At 40.2% G+C, this 23,125-nt stretch carries 23 protein-coding genes; 15 read left to right on the top strand and 8 right to left on the bottom strand.

Going from position 1 to position 23,125, the window contains the following annotated elements:
• Window positions 1-251: 251 nt before the first annotated feature.
• Window positions 252-2,198, top strand: coding sequence for a bifunctional 2',3'-cyclic-nucleotide 2'-phosphodiesterase/3'-nucleotidase (locus tag BIV60_RS22160; protein ID WP_256218505.1), 1,947 nt, complete (start codon window positions 252-254; stop codon window positions 2,196-2,198).
• A 73-nt stretch (window positions 2,199-2,271) separates the two neighbouring features.
• Window positions 2,272-2,793, top strand: coding sequence for an NADPH-dependent FMN reductase (locus tag BIV60_RS22155; RefSeq protein ID WP_071357898.1), 522 nt, complete (start codon window positions 2,272-2,274; stop codon window positions 2,791-2,793).
• Between the two features lie 39 nt (window positions 2,794-2,832).
• On the opposite strand, the gene BIV60_RS22150 is transcribed toward BIV60_RS22155, so the two are convergent.
• Both BIV60_RS22150 and BIV60_RS22145 read right to left on the bottom strand, forming a co-directional pair.
• Entirely contained in the window at window positions 2,833-3,012 is a 180-nt protein-coding gene (locus tag BIV60_RS22150; RefSeq protein WP_071357897.1) for a small acid-soluble spore protein H, read from the bottom strand.
• A 109-nt stretch (window positions 3,013-3,121) separates the two neighbouring features.
• Entirely contained in the window at window positions 3,122-3,421 is a 300-nt protein-coding gene (locus BIV60_RS22145; RefSeq protein WP_071357896.1) for a hypothetical protein, read from the bottom strand.
• A gap of 220 nt (window positions 3,422-3,641) precedes the next feature.
• Here BIV60_RS22145 and BIV60_RS22140 point away from each other — a divergent pair, with 220 nt between their 5' ends.
• Window positions 3,642-4,118 carry an acyl-CoA thioesterase gene (locus tag BIV60_RS22140; protein ID WP_071357895.1) on the top strand — a complete coding sequence of 159 codons (477 nt, stop codon included), beginning with the start codon at window positions 3,642-3,644 and terminating at the stop codon, window positions 4,116-4,118.
• Window positions 4,119-4,198: 80 nt separating this feature from the next.
• Here BIV60_RS22140 and BIV60_RS22135 read toward each other — a convergent pair whose 3' ends face one another.
• Complete coding sequence (locus tag BIV60_RS22135; RefSeq protein ID WP_071357894.1) at window positions 4,199-5,575, bottom strand: purine-cytosine permease family protein; 1,377 nt, start codon at window positions 5,573-5,575, stop codon at window positions 4,199-4,201.
• 343 nt (window positions 5,576-5,918) lie between these two features.
• Here BIV60_RS22135 and BIV60_RS22130 point away from each other — a divergent pair, with 343 nt between their 5' ends.
• The 12 genes from BIV60_RS22130 to BIV60_RS22075 all read left to right on the top strand — a co-directional run bounded on the left by BIV60_RS22130 (window position 5,919) and on the right by BIV60_RS22075 (window position 17,148).
• The gene (locus BIV60_RS22130) at window positions 5,919-6,635 is read left to right on the top strand and encodes a GntR family transcriptional regulator (RefSeq protein ID WP_083402397.1); all 717 of its coding nucleotides are present in this window, start codon (window positions 5,919-5,921) and stop codon (window positions 6,633-6,635) included.
• 4 nt (window positions 6,636-6,639) lie between these two features.
• On the top strand, window positions 6,640-7,821 hold the full coding sequence (locus BIV60_RS22125; RefSeq protein ID WP_071357893.1) for an LLM class flavin-dependent oxidoreductase: 1,182 nt from the start codon (window positions 6,640-6,642) through the stop codon (window positions 7,819-7,821).
• Entirely contained in the window at window positions 7,787-8,365 is a 579-nt protein-coding gene (locus BIV60_RS22120; protein ID WP_071357892.1) for an amino acid synthesis family protein, read from the top strand. Before BIV60_RS22125 ends, BIV60_RS22120 begins: the two co-directional genes overlap by 35 nt.
• Complete coding sequence (locus BIV60_RS22115; RefSeq protein ID WP_071357891.1) at window positions 8,365-9,171, top strand: alpha/beta fold hydrolase; 807 nt, start codon at window positions 8,365-8,367, stop codon at window positions 9,169-9,171. Before BIV60_RS22120 ends, BIV60_RS22115 begins: the two co-directional genes overlap by 1 nt.
• 14 nt (window positions 9,172-9,185) lie before the next feature.
• Window positions 9,186-10,670: an aldehyde dehydrogenase gene (locus BIV60_RS22110; protein WP_071357890.1), complete on the top strand. Its 1,485-nt coding sequence runs from the start codon at window positions 9,186-9,188 to the stop codon at window positions 10,668-10,670.
• A gap of 34 nt (window positions 10,671-10,704) precedes the next feature.
• Complete coding sequence (locus BIV60_RS22105; protein ID WP_071357889.1) at window positions 10,705-11,268, top strand: NADPH-dependent FMN reductase; 564 nt, start codon at window positions 10,705-10,707, stop codon at window positions 11,266-11,268.
• A 26-nt stretch (window positions 11,269-11,294) separates the two neighbouring features.
• Window positions 11,295-12,038, top strand: a complete 744-nt coding sequence (locus BIV60_RS22100; RefSeq protein ID WP_083402396.1) for a riboflavin kinase — start codon at window positions 11,295-11,297, stop codon at window positions 12,036-12,038.
• A 21-nt stretch (window positions 12,039-12,059) separates the two neighbouring features.
• Complete coding sequence (locus BIV60_RS22095) at window positions 12,060-13,523, top strand: aldehyde dehydrogenase family protein (protein WP_256218503.1); 1,464 nt, start codon at window positions 12,060-12,062, stop codon at window positions 13,521-13,523.
• A gap of 10 nt (window positions 13,524-13,533) precedes the next feature.
• Entirely contained in the window at window positions 13,534-13,797 is a 264-nt protein-coding gene (locus BIV60_RS22090) for a YciI family protein (RefSeq protein ID WP_071357888.1), read from the top strand.
• 171 nt (window positions 13,798-13,968) lie between these two features.
• A complete protein-coding gene (locus BIV60_RS22085; RefSeq protein ID WP_071357887.1) occupies window positions 13,969-14,643 on the top strand; it encodes a cysteine hydrolase family protein in 675 nt (224 codons plus the stop codon).
• Window positions 14,644-14,697: 54 nt separating this feature from the next.
• Window positions 14,698-16,089 carry a purine-cytosine permease family protein gene (locus tag BIV60_RS22080; RefSeq protein ID WP_071357886.1) on the top strand — a complete coding sequence of 464 codons (1,392 nt, stop codon included), beginning with the start codon at window positions 14,698-14,700 and terminating at the stop codon, window positions 16,087-16,089.
• A gap of 99 nt (window positions 16,090-16,188) precedes the next feature.
• Complete coding sequence (locus BIV60_RS22075; RefSeq protein WP_071357885.1) at window positions 16,189-17,148, top strand: D-2-hydroxyacid dehydrogenase family protein; 960 nt, start codon at window positions 16,189-16,191, stop codon at window positions 17,146-17,148.
• 329 nt (window positions 17,149-17,477) lie between these two features.
• Here BIV60_RS22075 and gpmA read toward each other — a convergent pair whose 3' ends face one another.
• From gpmA to BIV60_RS22050, 5 genes are all read right to left on the bottom strand, one after another.
• The gene (gene gpmA, locus BIV60_RS22070; protein ID WP_071357884.1) at window positions 17,478-18,245 is read right to left on the bottom strand and encodes a 2,3-diphosphoglycerate-dependent phosphoglycerate mutase; all 768 of its coding nucleotides are present in this window, start codon (window positions 18,243-18,245) and stop codon (window positions 17,478-17,480) included.
• Between the two features lie 219 nt (window positions 18,246-18,464).
• Window positions 18,465-19,982: a diguanylate cyclase gene (locus BIV60_RS22065; protein ID WP_083402395.1), complete on the bottom strand. Its 1,518-nt coding sequence runs from the start codon at window positions 19,980-19,982 to the stop codon at window positions 18,465-18,467.
• 129 nt (window positions 19,983-20,111) lie between these two features.
• A complete protein-coding gene (locus tag BIV60_RS22060; protein WP_071357883.1) occupies window positions 20,112-21,305 on the bottom strand; it encodes an aminotransferase in 1,194 nt (397 codons plus the stop codon).
• Window positions 21,302-21,805, bottom strand: coding sequence for an Lrp/AsnC family transcriptional regulator (locus BIV60_RS22055; protein ID WP_071357882.1), 504 nt, complete (start codon window positions 21,803-21,805; stop codon window positions 21,302-21,304). Before BIV60_RS22055 ends, BIV60_RS22060 begins: the two co-directional genes overlap by 4 nt.
• 319 nt (window positions 21,806-22,124) lie before the next feature.
• Entirely contained in the window at window positions 22,125-22,775 is a 651-nt protein-coding gene (locus BIV60_RS22050; RefSeq protein WP_071357881.1) for a FusB/FusC family EF-G-binding protein, read from the bottom strand.
• Window positions 22,776-23,125 lie beyond the last annotated feature (350 nt).

The raw sequence follows: 23,125 nt of genomic DNA, 5'->3' as shown, positions 1-23,125 counted from the left end.
CGAAAAACAACAATCTATGCGAAAATAGCCTTTGTGAAAAATTACACCTTATCTGCACAAAATGGGATTTTATCTGCGAATTTATGGGTTTTATCCGCGAATTAAAAAAATTCGGTATAGGAGCTATCGACTACTTCAGAGCAGTGGCACTGTACCCTGCACTACTCGAGTTTTGCCGAATAATCCCTTTTGTGGATACAAATACTATCCTCGTTTGTATGATTTTCATTTAAAGGAGGATTTTTTTGTTGGTGAAGAAATTTGTTATATTTGCGGTTTCTATCTTGGTTCTTGTGGTTCAGGCACTGCCGTCACAAGCATTGGCTAAAAGGCAAAAGCCGAGCAACACGGTTCAGCTGCGCCTGCTTGAAACGACAGATATTCATGTATTTTTGGCGAACTATGATTATTATCAGACAAAGCAGGATGATAAGGTTGGACTGGTGAAAACAGCCAGCCTGATCAAACAGGCACGCAGCGAAGTGAAAAACTCCATGCTGTTTGATAATGGCGATGAAATTCAAGGAAATCCATTAGGCGATTACATGGCCAGGGTAAAGGGGTTAAAGCCTGGGGAAGTCCATGCTGTTTACCGGTCTTTTAATCTATTGGGGTACGATGCAACCACACTTGGCAACCATGAATTTAATTATGGGCTGGATTATTTAAAGGAAACCCTGAATGATGCGAAAATGCCGGTGGTCAATGCGAATATCGTAAAGGTCGGAACCGAGGAGCCTTATTTTACACCGTATGTGATTTTGAAAAAAACAGTTGTTGATGAGCGCGGGAAAAAGCAAAATCTTAAAGTCGGTGTGATTGGTTTTGCTCCACCGCAAATCATGGAATGGGATAAATCCAATTTAGAAGGAAAAGTAGAAACAAGGTCGATTGTTGAGACGGCCAAAAAATATGTTCCGAAGATGAAAAAGGAAGGCGCTGATGTGATTGTGGCTCTTGCTCACACAGGAATCAGCGGAGAGCCATATCAGCCCGAAATGGAGAATGCGGGTTACTACATAACTCAGATCAAGGGGATTGATGCGGTATTCACAGGTCATCAACATAACACATTCCCAGGGCCAATCTACAAGGACCTGCCGAATACCAATCTAGAGAAGGGAACCATCAATGGGAAACCAGTGGTAATGGCCGGGGCTTTTGGCAGCCATCTTGGCGTGATTGATCTGAAACTAGTGAAAAAGCGCGGAAAGTGGAAGGTAGTGGATAGTAAATCCACTTTAAGACCGATTGTCGATGCAACAGGGAAATCCACCGTCCAAACGGATGAGGAATTGATGAAGGCGATTAGACAAGAGCATGAGGCTACAATTAAGTACGTTAACCAGCCAATTGGTGAAACAACCGCTCCGATTTATAGTTACTTTGCCCTTGTAAAGGACGATCCTTCGATTCAAATTGTCAATAATGCGCAAACTGAATATGTCGTCGGGGCATTAAAGGATCCAGCTTACAGTAAATATGCAGGCATCCCGATTCTTTCAGCGGCAGCGCCATTTAAAGCGGGTGGCCGCGGGGGTTCAAGTTATTATACCGATATTCCGGCGGGAACCCTGGCCATTAAAAACGTAGCGGATTTGTATTTGTATCCGAATACGCTCCAGGCAAAATTAGTGAAAGGAGTCCAGTTAAAAGAATGGCTGGAAATGAGTGCGGGACAATTTAACCAAATTAATCCTGCTGCCGGAGAGCAGCTGTTGATTAATCCTGATTTCCCGTCGTTTAATTTTGATGTGATTGACGGTGTGCAGTACCAAATTGATGTGACAAAACCAGCGAAGTATGATGCAAACGGGAATGTGGTAAATGCAGGATCGAGCCGGATAGTCAATTTGACGTATGAAGGTAAGCCAGTTACGACCGATCAAAAGTTTATTGTGGTCACGAACAATTATCGTGCTTCCAGTGCAACGTTCCCTGGTGTCAGTCAGGGTGAAATTGTCTTAAAGGCACCGGATGAAAACCGGCAAATTGTAACCAATTATATCCAGGCGCACAAGCCTTTGAACCCTTCGGCTGACCAAAACTGGTCGCTGGCGAAATTTAAAGGTACAGCGGTTCCGGTATTTGATTCCTCACCAAACGCGCAAAAATACCTTGGACAGTTCCCGAATATTAAATATATTGGGCCGTCTGAAGGAGGATTTGCAAAGTATTCGGTGGATTTAACGGAATAACAGGGATTTTACACTATAAAAAAGTCCTAACTTTTTCTATAATAGAAATAGAAACTGTTGAGGAGAGAATAAAATGAAACTAGTTATCATAAATGGTTCTCCAAGAAAAAAAGGAAGAACCAGAATCGCAACCCATTTTATTGCAAAAAAATATGATGCAGAACTGTTTGATTTAAGTGAAGTGAATATTCCAATGTATAACGGAGAAGCCGAACAAGGGGAACTGCCGGTGGTGCAGCAATTAAAGAGGTTGGTGCAAGAGGCGGATGCTGTCATTCTTGCAACTCCGGAATACCATAGTGCGATGAGCGGGGCGCTGAAAAATGCATTAGACTTTTTAAGCAGTGAGCAATTTGCGCATAAGCCAGTTGCCCTTTTAGCTGTAGCGGGAGGCGGAAAAGGCGGAATCAATGCTTTAAACAATATGCGTACTGTTGCAAGAGGTGTCTATGCAAATGCGATTCCAAAACAACTTGTCCTCGATCCGCAGTGTTTTAACTACGAACAATACACACTAAACGAGGAAAGTGCAGAACTTGTAGACGGATTACTAAAGGAACTTATGCTTTATACGAAGCTTTACCAAAATATATAATGAAAGAAGGGTTGCATTTAGAATGCAACCCTTTTTTCATTAAGATTCCATCAAGCTTGATACCGAAACACTTTGCTTTTGAGTTGGCTGATCTAAAGGATGAATAGTAGCCGTACCATTTTGCTGGTCAACATGCTCAATATAGACCTGCGTTCCATTGTACATAACAGTTGCCATCGTAGACTTATTGGCAATATCCTGAGCTCTTTGTGCGTCCATAAATCTAACCTCCTTTTCCATTACCATATAAGTATTTCCACCATCGTTCTTTATAATTCGACAAAAATCGGATGGTGCCAGTCACCGCCCGATTTTGATAGAAAGCACTTTACTCTTTTACCCCATCTTTGAAGTTTTTGTCCCAATGTTTGTCTCCCGAGTGTTCGAAGTCTTGGATGGTCCGTTCCAGGACGTCGAGAATCCATTTTCTTGTTTCGTTTACGGTGTCGTAGAAGGCTTTTTCTGCTATTCCAGGGGTTTTGATTCCGGCTAGGGCATTTGAGGAACTTAAACGGCGATGTTCATCTACTTTTTTATCGAACTCGTTGAGGACATGCTGTACGAACTTACCAAGATCTTTATGCTCCTTCGTAATCCGCTCCTGAATTTCCCGCAATCTCTTGTCCATGTTTATTTCCTCCTTGCTTCGAGAGTGATTTATTATATTAGGAAACTTGAAAAATCATCGATTAGAATTTCATTAAAATTGCAATTTTTGGGGGACAAACTATGAATTTGGTTTGTGAATGTATGTTTGTGTTAGAATGGTTTAAGTGATTCGACAAAAATTTGGGCGGTGCCTGTCATCACTCGAATTTTTTCGAAAAGTTAATTTGGAGGTGTGGGCTTTGTCCCAGGAAAAATTATCGATTCAGCATTCAAAGACTATTCAAACGCGATTGGTTTTTCCACCAGATACAAATCATTTGGGTACAATTTTTGGAGGAAAGGTGCTGGCATATATTGATGAAATCGCGGCATTGGCAGCGATGAAGCATTCCAGTTCTGAGGTTGTAACCGCATCGATTGACTCTGTTGATTTTCTTTCTTCGGCAAAGGTAGGCGATATCTTGACGTTAGAGGCTTTCGTCACCTATACAGGGAGAACTTCAATGGAGGTCTATGTGAAGGTAACTGCACATAACCCTATTCAAAACAAAAAAACCTTAACAACTGAATCCTTCCTGACCATGGTAGCAGTCGATCAAGAAGGAAAGCCCAAACCTATTCCGGGCATATATCCTGAGAGTGAAGAGGAAAAACAACTATTTGATACTGCCTTAGCCCGTAAGGAAAACCGAAAACTAAGGGCGGCACTTCGATAGGTGGACGCTGCCTTGAGGAAATCGTATAATCCGACAAAAAACGGGTGGTGCATGTTACCGCCCGTTTTTTGTCGATTTAACTATAAAACACTTTCTTGTGTTTCAAGATTAGTTTGTGAGGAATTTAATTTTTTCTTCATTGGGAAGTAGTATAAAATAGCTGGAACTACTAGACCAACGACCCACGCAAGATCCGCCCCGTCAAATGCTTTTGCTAATGGTCCTACATAGAAGGAAGCGTTGATGAAAGGAATTTCTGCAAGAATGGAAAGCAGAAAGGCTGTACAAGTAATCATGTTCACTTTTCCGTATTGGCCATTGAGGTCAAAAATATCTTTTACATTATATTTACCGTGGCGCAGTAAATAGTAATCAACCAAGTTAATAGATGTCCAAGGGATTAAAAAGTAACTCATGAAAAAGATAAAGTTCAAGAAGAACGATAAAAAGTTACTTTTTCCAAGCAAGCATAGTATCGTACCGATAACGGCTACTGCTAAAATCATTCCTACTCGAACTTTTGCTGTTACTTTCAACTTCATAAACGGCTCAATTGTCGTAATCGTGGACATAAAGGCACCGTACAAATTAAACACATTAATGGCAAGTTGTCCGAAGATAATCACTAAAAACATGATAATCGCAAATTTACCATACATATGAGCCAGATTTGCTCCGGTATCGTTTAGGAATTTCGGAATCGCAGTCGTTAGGATTGCGCCTAGTGTCATCATCCAAACAGTGCTAACGGCAGTACCGGCATAGCTATACCAAAATGTGTGTGAAGTCGGTGTGGTAATTGGAAGATAGCGCGAATAGTCTGCAACATATGGAGCGTATGATAGCTGCCAAGTGGCAATCATACTAACAGCTAATAAAAACTGTGAGAAATTTACATGACCGACATTCCAGCTGCCTGCAGGAATAGATAATTGGAAAACAAGAATGGTAGCAATAAAATAGGTGACCAAAGTGGTCCATGACAACACTTTTTGCATTTTATGGATAAATTGATATCCGAAGATTGTTACAACAAAACATAGAGCATTTAGGATTAAAATACTATAGGTTTGATCCATAGAAGTTAAACTGCTTAATGCTTGAGCGGCTAACATACCGCTGCTGGCAAAATAACCAAAATAAACGAACATAACAAGAAATAATGGGAAAATAGCACCAATTACACCAAATTGCGCCCGGCTTTGAATCATTTGAGGAATACCAAGTTGAGGACCTTGAGCAGAATGGGAGGCCATAAAAATTGCCCCAATCAAGGTGCCGATAACAATAGCTACAAGGCTCCAGAATAAATTTAGACCCAATGCAATTGGCAATGCCCCTGTTACAAGTGTAGTGATGTGCATATTTGCCCCGAACCAAATGGGAAATAAGTCGCGGGCTTTTCCGTGCCTCTCCTCTACCGGAATGTACTCAATACTGCGAGATTCAACTTTCATTCATACGCCCCCAATCAAAATTTGTTCTTGCATCCACCATGTACCATGCAAGTTGATGTTACAAGAAACACTATAATTGGAAGCGCATCCATGTGTCAATATATTCTGAAAAATTTTTAAAATAAAAAAATACAACCATTTATTTTAACCATAATCATCTTAGTGAGAACCAAAAGGTCCTCAAACAACTTGAGAAGGGATAAACTGAAGATTCTTTTAGATAAAAAAGGTTGGCTATAATTATATGAAGTTTAATTTCTAATAAAATACCACTATTTAAAATTTTCTAAAATTTATGTTGACGTGCTTTTTTTAGTAGCCTATAATTCCATTTAGAAGCACCTTGTATGGTACATGGTACATAATCAAAACAAGGAGGGGGCTGATTATTACGGCGATCTTAACATTAGGAATTACGGCTCAAGTAACAAATGCCATTCGTGACGCAATCGTTACTGGAGAGTATGAGCCGGGGCAGAAATTATCAGAAACAGCATTATCCGAGCATTTCAAGGTAAGTAGAACACCGATTAGAGAAGCACTGAAACAACTCGAAAGAGAAGGATTAGTTGAAATCATTCCTAGAGTAGGAACCTGTGTTACCAAACCAACGGAACAAGAGTTAAAAGAATTATTTACGTTAAAGGAAGTTTTGGAAGGGCTTGCAGCCGGTTTGTTTGCGGAAACAGGAGATGCCGCTGAAATAATAAAGGTTCAGCAGGCAGTTGTGGATATGGAAAAGGCAATCCAAACTTCTGACAACAAACTATATGTAAAAGCAAACAGTGTCTTCCACGAAACGATTTTAGAAGGTGCCAACAGCTCGAAATTAAGTTACATGCTGAATTTACTACTTAACCAAATTCCTTATAACCGATATGTGTTTATCACAATTGGCGATCCTGTTCGTCGTGAAAAATCACTTAATGAACATAAGGAAATTCTTGATGCCATTGAAAAAGGGGACCGCGAGGCGGCTGAAAAAGCAATGCGTATCCACGTAAAAGCCAGCGGAGAAGAACTGAGAAAAGATATTGTAAAAAAACTTAAGGAGGAATGAGTTTATGAAATTTGGTATTTTTGCAAACCTTGCAGGTCCGGGAAGGCACGAGGAGTATTATAAGGTTCTTGATGAAGCACGTGAGCAGGCGATTTATTGTGATGAAAATGGCTACGATTCCATTTGGTACACGGAGCATCACTTTGGTCATGAAGGAAATGAGTTAATTTCAAACCCTATTTTAATGGGGGCCGATATTGCAGCAAGAACAAAGACTATTCGAATCGGTCAGGCCGCAAATGTTGCTACATTCTGGCATCCGCTTCGTTTAGCAGAAGATGTCGCCATGCTTGACCAGCTAAGCAAAGGCCGTGTGGAAGTTGGGTTAGCTCGCGGTTTATACGGAAGAGAAGCTGCCAATTTAAACACGTTAGCCGATCCAACGAATCAACAACAAAACCGTGCTCTTTTTGATGAAACACTAGAGGTTTTAAGAAAAGCATGGTCTAATCGATTCTTCTCTCATCAAGGTGACATTTATCAATTTCCTCCGCAAGGATTGAAATGGAGCCATCCAATGAGCCCGGCATCCGACGAATTCATGGATATGGAAAAGGGAGAAATTAATAAAATTGCTCTTATGCCAAGACCTTATCAAAAGGAACTTCCAATATGGCAAGTAATTGATTCACCAACTTCCATTATTGCTGCAGCAAAAAATAATATTAAAGGTATGTTCTGGATGCCAACGGTGAAGGAATTAAAAGGCCGTTTTGAATTATACCGTGAACATGCATCAGAAGCCCGCGGACATGAAGTAGCACTTGGTGAAGGAATTGCCCTCGTGCGTGATGTTTACGTAGCAGAGACAATGGAGCAGGCCCGCCAAGATGCTGCAGAAGCCGTATTGAATAACTATCGCTGGATCTGCCACTGGAGAGGTCTCGGAAACTTAATGGACCCAGGTGAAAAAGTAAAAGAAGGCCAAGAATTGAACTATGAATTCTTACATCCTAGAAATCTATTATTTGGTACACCTGATTATGTAGCAGAGAAAATCCAGGAACTTAAGGATGAGCTTAATTTACAAGAATTATTGCTATGGGTAAACCACAATAGTCTGCCGCACGACAAAATGATGAAAAGCTTGAAATTATTCACGGAAGAAGTTATGCCAAGATTCACTGACAAAAAACAAGGAGGTAATGTAAATGTTGGAAGTAAGGAAAGTGTATACAGTCGTTGAGGAAACCCGTGTTGAAGGTGGAAAGGAAATTGATCAGCCAATTAAAATGATTTCTACGATGGCGGTTATAAAAAATCCATGGGCCGGCCGAGGCTTTGTTGAAAATTTAAAGCCTGAAATTGATGAACTTGCACCACAAATTGGGGAGCTATTAGTTGCCGAATTGTTTAAGCATATTGGTTCTGCTGATGATGTCGAGGCATTTGGTAAAGCAGCTGTAGTGGGAGTAGATGGTGAAATTGAACATGCTTCAGCGTTTATTCACACATTAAAATTCGGAAACAAATTCCGCGATGCTGTGAAGGGAACAAGTATTTTAAGTTTTACCAATAAGCGCGGCGGTGCCGGTTCAGCGGTTACCATCCCAATGGTTCATAAGATAGATGATTCGCAGCGTTCTCACTTTATTACCTTTGAAGCAGCAATTCCAGATGCTCCTCGAGCAAATGAAATTGTGGTTGCGATTGGAGTTTCTACTGGAGGACGTCCACACCCGCGTACAGGGAACCGTCATCAAGATATGGTGGAAATGGGGCTGGTTTAATGCCCACAGCTATCCTTGAAAATAGCAAAACTCTTTATGAGGAAAAGGGCAGCGGCGAACCACTCATCCTAATTCATGGAGTTGGACTCGATCATACGATGTGGGTCGGGCAAGTAGAGGGTTTATCCAAACATTTCCGTGTAGTGGTGTATGACATGGTAGGGCATGGAGGATCTGAGCATCCTTCAGGTCCTTATTCCCTTTCCCAGTATGTTGAGCAATTAATGACATTAATGAATCATTTACAAATAGAAAAAACTCATCTTGTTGGTTTTTCGATGGGCGGTATGGTAGCCCAGGCGTTTGCCTTAGCCCATGGGGAAAAATTAAAAACACTTACCATTATTAGTGCAGTAGCAAACCGAACGGTAGACCAGCGAAAGGCAATCTTAGCAAGAGTAGAAGAAGTAAAGGAAAATGGGGCTTCGGCAACGATTGAACCAGCCATTGGGCGCTGGTTTACTCAAGAATTTTTAACTGATCAGAAGGATGTGGTAAACAGAATTCGTACAAGGCTGCAGACAAACAAACATCATTCCTATTTGGCAGCTTATACCCTTTTTGCAACCGCAGATGAACTTTTATGGCCAATGCTTCAGCAAATTGACATTCCAACCTTTATAATCACCGGTGAAAACGATTCTGGGTCAAATCCGGAGATGGCCAACCAAATGCTCGAAAAAATTGCCAACTCAGAAATCAGGATTGTACCGACTATGAAGCATATGCTGCCGATGGAAGGTTTTCAAATTGTCAATGAAGCCATCAACTCATTTATCCAAAAACAACCAGCCTCGGTGAAGTAAAGGGGGAAGTGAAAATGAAAGAATTGAAGAAATACAAAATGTATATCAATGGGGAATGGGTTGAGTCTTTAAACGGAGAATATTTTCCAAGCTACAATCCGGCAACAGGTGAGCCTTGGTGTCAGGTTGCAAAAGGTACAGCTGAGGATGTGGATCGTGCAGTTCAAGCTGCCCATCAGGCTTTTTCAAACCCAGAATGGGCTAATTTAACTTTTACGGAAAGGGGACGTCTTGTTCGCAGGCTTGGGGAATTAATTGCAGAACACGTTGAGGAATTGGCAGAAGTGGAAACACTTGATAATGGAAAACTCATCCGGGAAATGCGCGGTCAGGTTAAGTATATGCCGGAATACTTCTATTATTTTGCAGGACTTGCCGATAAAATTCATGGTCAAACACTTCCAATTGATAAACGCGATATGTTTGTTTTTACATCAAAGGAGCCCCTTGGCGTAGTAGCGGCCATCACTCCATGGAATTCACCACTATATTTAACAACCTTAAAACTTGCTCCTGCATTAGTAGCCGGGAATACGATTGTCATTAAGCCTTCCGAGATGACTTCTGCTTCCCTGCTGGAGCTAGTAAAACTGGTTGAAAAAGCTGGATTCCCTCCAGGTGTCGTCAATGTGGTAACAGGTTTTGGAATGCCGGTGGGTGACACATTAACCAGCCATCCCCTTGTAAGAAGAGTTGCCTTTACGGGCGGCCCGGAATCAGCACGTCATATTGTGCGCAATTCAGCGCAAAATTTTGCAAAAGTATCGCTTGAACTTGGTGGGAAATCACCGAATATCGTATTTGAAGATGCAAACCCGGATAATGCGGCAATGGGAATTATTGCAGGGATCTTTGGTGCTTCCGGCCAAAGCTGTGTAGCCGGTTCACGTGCCTTCTTACATGTGGATATTTACGATAAGGTAATGGAAAAATTAGTCGATCGTGTATCGCAAATTAAAATTGGTGACCCATTAAAGGATGAAACTGAAATGGGACCTGTAGCAACACAGGCACAATTGGAACGAATTGAAAAATATGTGAGTATTGGCCTTGAAGAAGGCGGAAAATTAATTTATGGTGGTAAAAAGCCGGAATACTTAGGAAAAGGCTGGTATTTTGAGCCTACGATTTTCGAGCATGCTAATCATCAGTCACGGTTAATAAATGAAGAAGTGTTTGGTCCGGTCTTAAGTGTTATTCCATTTAAGGATGAACAAGAGGCAATTTCGCTTGCAAACAGCACGGAATATGGTTTAGCAGCTGGCATTTGGGTAGGCGATGTAGCCAAGGCCCACCGGGTAGCGAAAGCTGTAAATGCCGGAATTGTCTGGGTTAATACGTACCGCGCGATCTCTCCAATGGCCGCAATTGGCGGTTCAGGGCTAAGCGGATATGGCAGAGAAGGCGGCTATGAAGCGATTCAAGAATATCTGCAGGACAAAACGGTTTGGATTAATACATCATCAGAACCGATTCCAGATCCATTTATTATGAGATAAAAAATGATATAAAAACAACTAGGAGGAATAAAAGATGAAATTACTAGGAATATCGGGAACAATCACTGGTTCAAAAACAAAAATTGTGGTTGAGAAGGTATTAATGGAAATAAAGCGGAACAATCCAGACATTGAGGTGGAATTGCTCGATTTGAAACAATACGATGTTCAATTCTGTGATGGCCGAGATCCATCAACCTATACAGGAGATACAAAAAAAGTCATTGATATCGTATCTTCCGCTGATTTTTATATTATTGGAACGCCGATATTCCAGGGTTCGATTACAGGCGCTCTGAAGAACCTGTTTGATCTTATTCCTCCTAAGGCTTTCCGTAATAAAGTAATGGGCTTTGTCGCAACGGGTGGAACCTATCAGCATTATTTAGTCATTGAAAATCAATTAAAGCCAATTGCAGGTTATTTCCGGGCATTTGTTGCACCAGGATTTGTTTATGCTACGAATGATCATTTTAATGCACAAAATGAATTGATTGATGCTGATGTATTAAATCGCATTTCAAATCTAAGTAATGAGGTTGTATTCATGCAAAAATCCTTAAAACAATCTCAGCCTGAGCACCAATATAATCACTAAAAAAAGAAGTATCTGGTGGTGAGGAAATGCACAGTTTCTCTATATTGGAAAATAACAATGTAAACGAAGAAAGTTATGCTCTTCCTAAAACAAGGATGATTGGAAAAGTAATCCAAGGTAATCAAATTGGCCGTACAATTGGTTTTCCTACTGCAAACTTGCTTTTAAATCAAAAAGCATCTTTAAAAAAGGGCGTATATGGCGTTAATGTTTGGTACAAAAACACTCATTATTATGGCCTTATGAATGCAGGGGTAAGACCAACCGTTAATAAAGAAGAAATTAAGATTCATTATGAAGTTCATATTTTTGATTTTGATCAATCTATTTATGCTGAGGAATTGGAAATTGAAGTTTGTTATTTTCTAAGGGAAGAACAATTATTTAGTTCAATGGAACATTTGGTGTTGCAAATTAGGAAAGATGTTGAGAACGTTAAAAACATCTTTGGAATAAAGCCATCCACCATTTTTAAAAGGCAGCTTAGCTCATGTTCAGAAGAGTATATCCATTTAACGGATTTAGCCTTTATTCAGCTGTGCAATGACGAGCACGGGATTAATAGAGGTGTCTATAACACTATCGATAACTGGATCTACAATCAAGGTATTAAAAATATACTGGAACGCAGAAGGCTTTTATTAGCTTTTCTGGAGTCATTAAGGGATAACGAAAATTCCCGGAAAAAGTTTGGCCATGGAGGCCTGACTCCAAAACTAGAGGAATTCTTTTATGGAGAACATCGAAATCTTGATGGAGAGGTTGTCTAAAACCTTTAGGTAAATCACTTGATGGAAGGAATTGTATGCGGGATGCCATATGTAGAAAAAACGACAAAAAAGGATTTACTGATTAATGGTGTGTGGGTAGAAGCGAAAGAGTATAAGCCGTTATTCTCACCTTATTCTGGTGAAATAATAGCAGAAATTCCATATGCAACTGAACAAGAGACAGATTTGGCCATCCAAGCTGCTTATAACGCAAAAAAAGTGATGTCAAAATTGCCTGCATTTAAAAGAGCAGAAATTCTCGAAAATTTGGTTCAGTTACTGAAAGACCGAGCAGATGAAGCAGCAGAAATTATTGCTTTAGAGGCTTCTAAACCGATTACAACGGCAAAGGGTGAAGTATCCAGAACCATCGAAACGTATAAATTTGCTGCTGAGGAAGCGAAAAGAATACATGGAGAAACACTAAGTTTAGATGCTGCCAGTGGTGGTGTTAATAGACTTGCCTATACCGTAAAGGAACCGCTTGGTGTAATTGGAGCCATTACCCCTTTCAATTTTCCAATGAATCTGGTCGCACATAAGGTTGGTCCTGCTATTGCAAGCGGCAATACGATTGTCTTAAAACCAGCATCGCAAACACCTTTATCTGCCTTTTTCATTGCTGAACTCCTTCAAGAGGCCGGATTGCCAGCAGGTGCATTAAATGTGGTCTCAGGCAGCGGCAGTATTGTTGGAGATAAGATTGTTAAAGATGACAGGATCAACATGATTACGTTTACTGGAAGTCCCTCAGTAGGGATTGCCATTCGTAATAAAGCAGGATTAAAACGAGCAACTTTGGAATTAGGCTCAAATGCAGCCGTTATTATTGATAAGGATGTAAATGTTGATAAGATCATCTCACGCTGTGTAGAAGGGTCGTTCTCTTTCCAAGGTCAGGTATGCATTTCCTTACAACGAATTTACATTCAAGAAGAATTGTATGATGAATTTACAGAAAAATTTGTTAAGGAAGCAAAAAAGCTAAAAATAGGCAATCCGCTTGATCCTGAAACGAATATATCCGCATTAATTACACCGAAAGATGTAGAACGATCATTGAATTGGATTCACGAGGCGGTTAGCACCGGGGCCAAGATTGCAACAGGTGGAACTGCCGAAGGAAATATTCTTCTGCCAACCGTCATTTTAGATGCTGATGAAAATATGAAAGTATCATGTCAGGAAGTATTTGCTCCAATTGTGCTTATTAATAAAGTTAAATCTGTTGAAGAAGCAATCCAAAGGGTGAATGATTCCCGTTACGGCTTACAAGCAGGAATATATACAAACAATGTCCAAACAGCCCTCGATGCAATCGATGAATTGTATGTCGGAGGTGTAATGATTAATGATATTCCAACTTTCCGCGTTGATAACATGCCGTATGGCGGGGTAAAAGAAAGCGGAAATGGCCGTGAAGGTTTGAAATATGCTGTCGAAGAAATGACAGAATTAAAACTTGTAGTCTGGAATCGGAATTAGGTGGCAACTTATGGCTTACTTTGCAGCATTTTTGCACATGATCGACGCCGAAAAAAATAAAGAAGTTCTTCCACATCATATAAAGTATTTAGACAAACTGGATGAGCAAGGGAAAATTTTTGCAAGAGGTCCTTTCTCAGATGAAACGGGAGGGCTTGTTGTATACATTGCTGATTCATTTGATGAGGCCTACACCTTAGCTGTAAAAGACCCGCATGTTGTTGAAGGATCTCGGGAGTTAGAAATGAAAGAATGGAAAATACTAATAAAATAATAAATTCTTGGTTGATGAAGAAATGGAGAGATCTAAATAACGAATATCAGCGTGTCGAATTTTTTAACTTGCATGGTACATGGTAGTTATTTAAATCTTTCAGGTTTAAAAAAATCATCCGCTAGCGCTGCAATAGGCAATAAAGGTAAGGGAAACTAGGAGTGAAGCATGATGGATTTGAAAAAAACAGCCCTGTTATTAATTGATCTTCAAAAAGAAAGCGGTACATCTGATGTTGTTGGGATGAGTGAAATCGTTCAAAATGCCGAGCTCCTTGTCCGGACATGCCGTGAAAGAGGAATCCCTATTATTTATACCCGCCATATTGGCAGAGCCGACGGGATCGGTCTTGCGAATAAAGAGCCGGTAAATAAACAAGGGGAGCCCATCTATTATCATGCCGAAATGGAAAACATTGAAATCATTGATGAAATAAAGCCACGGAAAAATGACATTGTGGTTGATAAATACCGATATAGCGGCTTCTATGAATCCAGCCTGGATTTAATGCTTAAAAGTTTAGGAATTAACCATTTGATTGTTGGCGGAGTTCTAACAGATTGTTGTGTATTAGCTACAGTTTTAGATGCTTATTATCGGGATTATCAAGTAAATCTCGTAAAAGATATGTGTGGAACAACAACTTTAGGAGCCCACATGTCATCTATTTTAATAATGGCAAACTGGATCTATGATCTAAAAGTATATGATGCAAAACAAATAACAAACCAGGTAAACGGAAAGGAATTTCATGTTTGGGAGTCATCTGGTCCAGATCAACTTCAATTTTCTCCTGATAATGTTAGAGAAGTGTTTTCAAAGCTATCTGATAAGGTAATGATTTAAGATTTTCTTAAACTATGAAAAATGGGTGCCAATTACCAAAAAGGGGGAATTTGTTTGAAGGTTGAAACGCGGAGTATTGAATATGTTCCAGAGAATGAAAGGCATGGAAAGGCAAGAGATTTATTTCCGATATGGTTTGGAGCCAATATGAATATAACTACACTAGTATCTGGGGCACTGCCTATCATGTTGGGGCTTAATTTGTTCTGGAGTGTAGTCGCAATCATTATTGGCGCCCTTGTTGGTGCAATTTTCATGGCATCCCATTCTGTGCAAGGACCTAAACTTGGAATCCCGCAAATGATACAAAGCAGGGCGCAATTTGGTGTTGTTGGAGCAATTATTCCTTTGTTTTTAGTTATGTTTATTTATTTGGGCTTTTTTGCAAGTAATACTCTGCTGGCAGCCCAAACCATTAAAGAGATTCTTCCAATTGGCCAAACTTGGAATATAATCTTTATTGGTGCAATCTGCTTTGTTGTTGCTCTCTATGGATACGATTTAATCCATAAAGTACAAAAATGGTTCTCAGCAGCTTCATTGGTTATTTTCTTAATCATGACTATTATTGTATTGATGCTGCCGGTACCTGCCGAGCAATGGATGCCTTCTGAATTTAAGTTTTCAGCATTTCTACTATCAGTAAGTATTGCTGTTACCTGGCAATTATCCTATGCTCCATATGTTGCGGACTATTCTCGATATCTTCCTATTAATACTCCGCCTAAACAAACATTTTGGTATAGTTATTCGGGCACAGTAATTGGCGCAGTATGGATGATGGTCTTAGGTGCAATCTTAACAATCGCAATTCCCCATTTTGCTGACAATACAGGGGGAAATTTAGCTGGGCTATTCGGAAAATTCTCTATTATTATGTTCGTGTTGATTATCTTTGGGCAACTTGCCATTAATGTGTTTAACTTGTACGGAGCGTTTATGTCTTCCATTACAACGATTGAACCGTTTTTTAAATTTAGGGTAACTCCTAAAGTTCGCTTTATATTTCTTCTTGTAATTACGATAGTAGCAACTGGTTTATGTATTCTTGGACAAGGAAACTTTTTAGACTTTTTCTTAAACTTTATATTTTTTATGAGTTATTTCTTGATTCCATGGACATCGATTAACCTAGTAGATTATTATGTATTGCGCTTAGGCGAATATAGCGTCAAAGACATCTTTGATCTTAATGGGAAGTATGGAAAGGTCAACTGGATTGCTTCATTTGCTTTTGTAGCCTCGATTATTGCTGAGATTCCATTTGTAAACGCTTCATTTTATGTAGGTCCGATAGCAAAAATGCTTGGTGGAGCGGATTTAGCTTGGGCTGTAGGGCTTTTCCTGCCAGCGTCTCTTTATTACTTCCCAATGAAACGTAAGCTGAATCGGTCTGATGCTGCTAATGATGACATTGAACTGGCAATTAAGATGGAAGAAATATAAATTTCGGTTTTAGAGGAACTGGTGACAGTTCCTTCTCATTTTAGATAGGAGAATGTTTCTATATAATTGAAGGAGAATGTTTAGAAAGGAGTTATATCGATGAAACTTCATTGTGCAATAATTGATGATTATCAAAATGTTGCATTAAAAATGGCAGATTGGTCTTCGATTTTGGGATCAGTTGTAGTGGATGCTTTTAACGAACATATTGAAAATGAAGATGAATTAGTGAGTGTTCTAAAGGATTACGAAATCATTGTCATTATGCGTGAGCGAACTCCTTTTGGTGCCTCTTTGCTTTCACGATTGCCTCGCTTGAAGCTCCTTGTTACGACCGGAATGAGAAATGCTTCGATTGATTTGGATGCTGCAAAAGCCCAAGGTATAAACGTTTGCGGAACAGCTAGTAATTCAGAGCCACCTGTTGAACTGACTTGGGCGTTAATACTTGGTTTGTCCCGAAATGTTGTAAACGAACATCATGCTGTTCGTACAAATGGTCCATGGCAGAGTTCAGTTGGGATGGACCTTTATGGGAAAAAGCTAGGCCTCCTGGGGCTTGGCAAAATAGGGAGCCGGGTTGCGCGAGTCGGACAGGCGTTTGGAATGGAAGTTTCAGCATGGAGCCAAAATCTTACAGAAGCAAATGCTGATGAAGTTGGAGTCCGTTTGGCCGCATCGAAAGAGGAATTGTTATCAGCCAGTGATTTTGTTTCGATTCATCTTGTTCTTAGTGAAAGGACGAGGGGATTGATTAGCGAGGAAGAGTTTAAACTTATGAATCCCTCTTCCTATTTAATTAATACATCACGTGCTTCTATTGTGGACCAAGAAGCACTGATAAAAGCACTACAAAATCAGTGGATTGCAGGAGCAGGAATTGATGTATTCGAACAGGAACCTTTACCATTGGACAGTCCTTTTCGAACACTGCCCAACCTGCTCACCACTCCACATCTCGGCTATGTTTCAGAAAGAAACTACCAGACCTTCTACCAACAGGCATTAGAAAATATTCTAGCCTATCTAAAAGGATCTGTTCTACGAAGGCTGGATTAGCTGAAGGACTCGACAAAAATCGGACAGTGCCTGGCACCGAGCGATTGCATTAGCAGTTGTTTTCTAGTTTGTTTGTGATCCGTATTGTTAGTGGCGAAGTTTGTAAAACCAAGTAAACAGCACAACAGTCAAAATGTTCAGGATGCTGTATAAGTGCCTGGCACACCTGAAATTTGTCGAACCCAAGATAAATAATTATAGCAACCCAAGAAATAGGTTCACGTTATGAAAGTGAGTTTGTTTCTTGGGCTTTTTGGGGGAAAAATATAAAGGTGGTGACACCCTCGAAATTTCTAGATTAAGTGCCACCAACCGCTTTTTATAAAAAATCACCCTATCCACTCACTATTTTCCGGATCATTCAAATCAATATGCCGCGGGATGCGTTCTTGAGCTGTTTCGCCTTCATCGCAGAGGTAATAATGCCGGATAGGTTTTAAGTTGTCGTCGAGTTCGTAAACGAGCGGCATACTGTTGGGAATATTCAGGCTAGTGACTTCTTCGTCGGGAATTTGGTCAAGATATTTTACCAGTGCTCGGAGTGTATTCCCGTGAGCAGAAATAATTACGCGTTTGTTTTGTTGCAGGTCCGGGACAATTTGTTCATTCCAATAAATTAAAGCGCGTTTTCCGGTATCGAGGAGGCTTTCGGTAAATGGAATCACTTCTTCCCCTAGTCCAGCATATTTCGGGTCAGCCATATCGCGTGCATGATCCTCCTTGGAAAGTTCAGGCGGCCGGACACTGGCCGAGCGCCGCCACTCGTTTACTTGTTCTTCTCCAAAGCGGCCGATCACTTCTTCTTTATTTAATCCTTGAAGGCCGCCATAATGTCTTTCGTTCAGCCTCCATGATTTTTGCACTGGAATCCACACTAAATCCATTTCATGAAGAAGGATCCAACAAGTACGAATCGCCCGCTTAAGAACAGAGGTATGAGCAACATCGAAGCTGAGCCCATGCTTTTTTAAAATCGCTCCAGCTTCCCGGGCGCCTGAATATCCCTCATCGGTAAGGTCGATATCAAGCCATCCGGTAAATCGATTCTCCAGATTATATAAACTTTGGCCGTGTCGGATAAAAACAATCTTTTTCACTTTTTTTACCACCCGAATTTGTTTTTTCCTTAGTATGCATTTAGTGGGGGTGAATTATAGATTAGTGTGATATTACCGAATTTAAACACTGGACTGGTTCTGCTACAATCCAATGTACCTTTAAACATTCCAGCTAATTCATATTTTTCGACAGAGTGCCTGTCACCGTTCATGGACTTTTAGCTGTTTTTGTCCATGTCCAGTGGACATTAGAGATTCTTAGCTTATAAAGGAGGCTTCTTGTTTTTTATTCTGCTGCTGTTTATAAAGAGATTTCACCTTATACATTTCTTTGTCTGCAATTTCTAGGATTTTCTCAACAGTAGTTACATCCCCCGGCTTATAGTGGTAAAGCCCATGACTGGCAGAGATTGGGAATGGTTTTTGTTTTAATGAATTTATTGCCTCGAAATTTCGCTGAATATCATCCCAAATCCGCTCTGCGTCTTCAAGCTTCTTTTTAAAAAAGAGAATGATAAATTCATCTCCTCCATGCCGGAAAAGTACATCATGTAGATCAATATGTCGGTTAAAAACTTCGCAGCAGGTTCGAATCAGGTCATCCCCCAAAGCATGACCAAGACCATCATTGACCTTTTTCAAATCATTAATATCGATAAAACTAAGAATAAATTCTTCAGACTCATGCCCAGATCCAGACTTATCACCGGAAACGTGCTTACGAAGCAGCTCGATGCCGCTTCTTCGATTTCTGACACCGGTAAGTATGTCATATGAAGCATGCCTTTCGAGTTCTTCTTCGGTTTTCTTGATATCGGTTATATCAGTTGTCCCGATTAGCATACAGGTATCATCCAAGTAATCAACGAGCTCGAAATGAAGCATGGACCATTTGCGGAGAGTATGTGTGATTGGATGTTCCATCACAATATTTTTTATACTTTTTTGTTCCTTTAATCTTGCTAAAATATCGTCCTTTTCAATTGGGTTTCGGAACAGGAAACTTCCATCAGTACTTTTGTCATGAAGTTGATAGTATTCAACCGCCTGTTGATTCATAAGCAAAATCTCATTGTTATCAGGCTTTATAAGGATAAGCGGATTCGGACTGAGATTAAATAATCTCCGGAAACTTTCCTCATTCCTGCTAAGCTTCCTTTTATTAAAAAAATCATTTTTGCGAAATGAATAGAATGCCAGGGCAATTGTAAAAGAAATCACCGCGACACCTGTGGAATTAATGAGTTTGATTATCCAAGAGACTCGATTTTGTTCGATGAGGAAAAGCCCTATGACAAAGACTAAATGAATTCCGATTAAATTAATTAGTAGAATTTTCGGTTTAATCGGAAAGATGACGGCAACTCCAAATAAGATGATGATATAGGCATAAATATTTCCGGTCAAAAGTTGGCTGTTTAGAGATGATACGGCTCCAATCAATAAATAGAAGGTGACGTACAGGTTTACAAAAAATCCTTTGGGCCGGTTCCTGCTCAGGGGCTTGTTAGCATTCCCGTTACGAAAAGAGCGGTAAACCATGATGAAAATGAGCGAAATGACCGGACAGATGATATGTATAGACGCCAGAATTGTTTTATAAACCGGATGTGGGAGCCTATTTAATAGGAAAAAGTCGACAATGAAAAAAGCGGGATAGGTGAAAATCAACATATACGAAACGAGCTTTAACCGCTCAAATAAAACATCGTTGTTAAAGTGAAAAAACTCCCGAAACGCATCCGGACCCATCTGCGTTTGCTTAAGAAGATTCATATGAAGACCTCAATATCGTATCATCCTTTTTTGGTTTATAATGAAAGTAGTGTAGCATAGTCAAAAGGTAGCTATCGACAAAATACGGGTGGTGCCTGTCACCACCCGAAATTCGTCGAACATGCATATTTACGAGTTTCCTTGCAGTACCAATTTCCGCGATTCTACGAATCGTTGCATGCGTTTTAGTGCTTCTTGGAGTTGCTGCATGGAGGTGGCGTAGGAGCAGCGGACGTAGCCTTCGCCGCTTTCACCAAAGACGTTGCCAGGGACGACGGCGACTTTTTCCGCCATCAACAGCTCTTCAGCAAATTGCTCTGAGCTTAATCCCGTTGAACGAATCGACGGGAAGACATAGAAGGCACCACCTGGGATATGACAATCCAGGCCGATTTCGTTTAAAGTCTGCACCATAAAGTTCCGTCTTCTGCGATAGCTTTTTCGCATTTCTTCCACTTCATGATACGTGTTACGCAATGCTTCAATCGCTCCAAGCTGCAGCATATGCGGCGCACACATCGTCGTATATTGATAAATCTTTAACATAACCTCAACAAATTCAACAGGAGCTGCGAGGAACCCTAATCGCCAGCCCGTCATGGCGAAGCCTTTTGAGAAACCGTTGATCAAAATCGTCCGCTCATACATGCCATCGATGGCAGCAAAACTTGTAAAGGTTTCGTCGTAACTCAATTCAGCATAAATTTCATCGGAAACAACGATTAAGTCATGCTTTTCAATGATTCTGGCAAGTTCCGTCAAATCATCCCTTGTCAGCATGGTGCCTGTCGGGTTATTTGGTGAACAAATCAAAATCGCCTTTGTTTTTTCCGTGATGGCCGCTTCAATTTGCTCTGGTGTAACCTTAAAACCATTCTCCGGTGAAGTCGAAACCGGAACTGGTTTACCGCCTGCTAAAGCAACTAACGGAGCATACGCAACGAACGCCGGTTCTACAATCAGGACTTCTTCCCCTTGGTTTAAAATCGCACGGAAAGCAAGGTCAATCGCCTGGCTTGCACCGACGGTGACAATCACTTGATTTTTCGGGTTATACTGGACCGAGAACCGATTCTGCAGGTATTTTGAAATTTCTTGTCTTAATTCCAGCAATCCAGGATTGGCTGTATAGGAAGTGAAGCCCTGCTCAAGTGATAAAATAGTCGCTTCACGAATATTCCAAGGCGTGACGAAGTCTGGTTCGCCGACCCCTAAGGAAATAACACCCTCCATGCTGGCAGCCAAATCGAAAAATTTGCGAATTCCGGATGGCTGGATTTCTTTTGCTGTTTGCGAAAAATAAGATGAATACTCGTTTCTCATGGTGTTACCACCATTCTGCGATCTTTTTCATCGCCGCCTTCAAAAATTACCCCATCATGCTTATATTTTTTTAACATGAAATGGGTGGTGGTGGAGATGACATGCTCAATGGTTGATAGTTTTTCGGAAACAAAGTTGGCAATTTGGTTCATCGTTTTGCCTTCGATTGTAATGGAAAGATCATAGGCACCGGATATCAAGTACAAAGAAGATACTTCGGGAAAACGGGCGATTCTTTCTGCTACTTCATCAAAACCAACGCCGCGCTTCGGTGTAACCTTGACTTCAATCATGGCAATGATGTTTGCTTCGCCTTCTACTTTGCTCCAGTTGATCAAGGTCGGGTAACTCATAATGACCTTTTGATCCTCTAATTTTTTAATGGTATTTTTGACCGTTTCTTCATCGCTCATCACCATGGACGCAATCGTGGCCGCCGATAATTGATGGTCCTCTTCAAGTATTTTTAAAATTTCAATTTCCTCACTGCTCAGTTTCATAACGAGCCTCCTCAATTTATACCATCTTCGCGATGTGGAAGATTGGTAATTGTAATCGAATTTAGTCGATAATATTACTATAATAGGTGATTTTGAAAAATCACTCAATTCAAATCCCCATATTTTTTTATTAAAATTAATGGAAAGGGAAGAGGAATTTCCTCTTCCTTCCACTTTATTAAAAAAATCCCTAAATGTCGTGTTAAGATTATCAAAATAAGGGAGATGTTGGGTTTGATTGGACTTGGTATTATGGGCAGCCGGATGATAGAAAAAATGTGAAAACTTCACAATGGTGACAGGCACCATTGTGAAGTTTTCACATTCCTAGTGATTCTTTTATAAACATGGTTAAATAATCGGTGTTGGTTATTTTTTTATTGCATTCCGAACTGTCGGTGCAAATATAATTGCCGATTGCCTTATAATAATCCGGGTTTTTCGATTTTTTCTGTTTTGTTACCGTGGAAATATAGGTCACCTGGCCGAACCGATTACAGAAGGAACAAATATTATCCTTACTAGAAGGGGTAAATTTGCACTCGATGCCAGCGATTTTCCCTTCGAGTTCATACACAATAAATTTTTTATTGGAACTGAGGTCGTTCCAGCTTAAATACGTCAACTTTTCGAGATCGATTTTTGTTAAATCAGGCAGCTTCAACTTTTTATTTTTGGGAAACAATTTTTTCAATTGTTGCTCGCTGATGTCGGGAAATGGGACCACGGAGGAGGAGAGCTGCTCAATATATTGATCATACTCAATATCCGTGTTCAAGCAGGAAAGGTCGAGCATTTCCTGTTGTTCTCGCGTTGCATTCGGAAAAGATTCCAAAATTTTAGCGTTGGCCAAGTCCATGACCGCAGCCAAAACGGTTGGGGCCACATTCTTTTTCATGCTGCCCTTAATCAAGGCAATTTGTGTTTTAATGAAATTAAATTGTTCATTTTTGATAAATTTTTCGGTCATCACATGTTCTCTCCTATCATTTTGCCGGCCTCTTTTTATTTTAAAAAATTCAGCGAGCTTCTAAAATGGAGAAAACGATTTAGAAACGTTTTTTGCATAAGGCTCTTTTCGTAAACTTTGTTGCTTTTGGACCATAATAAGTGTCAAATACTTAAGTTTCTAGGCAATTTTCGCAAATATTCTTACGAAAAGATGCCACGAAGCATTTAGTTATACGGGTTGATGAACTTATACGAAAAACAACAATCTATGCGAAAATAGCCTTTTATTATGAATTCTATCCAAAATCAACAACGGATAAAACGGTTATTTTATTGCATGGCTTTCTTTCATCCACTTTTACTTTTCGC

Origin of the sequence: Bacillus sp. MUM 116 (assembly GCF_001866655.1) — a bacterium.
Lineage (GTDB): Bacteria > Bacillota > Bacilli > Bacillales > Cytobacillaceae > Neobacillus.
The sequence above is the reverse complement of the archived record's forward strand: the minus strand, read 5'-3'. Positions and strand labels throughout refer to the sequence as shown.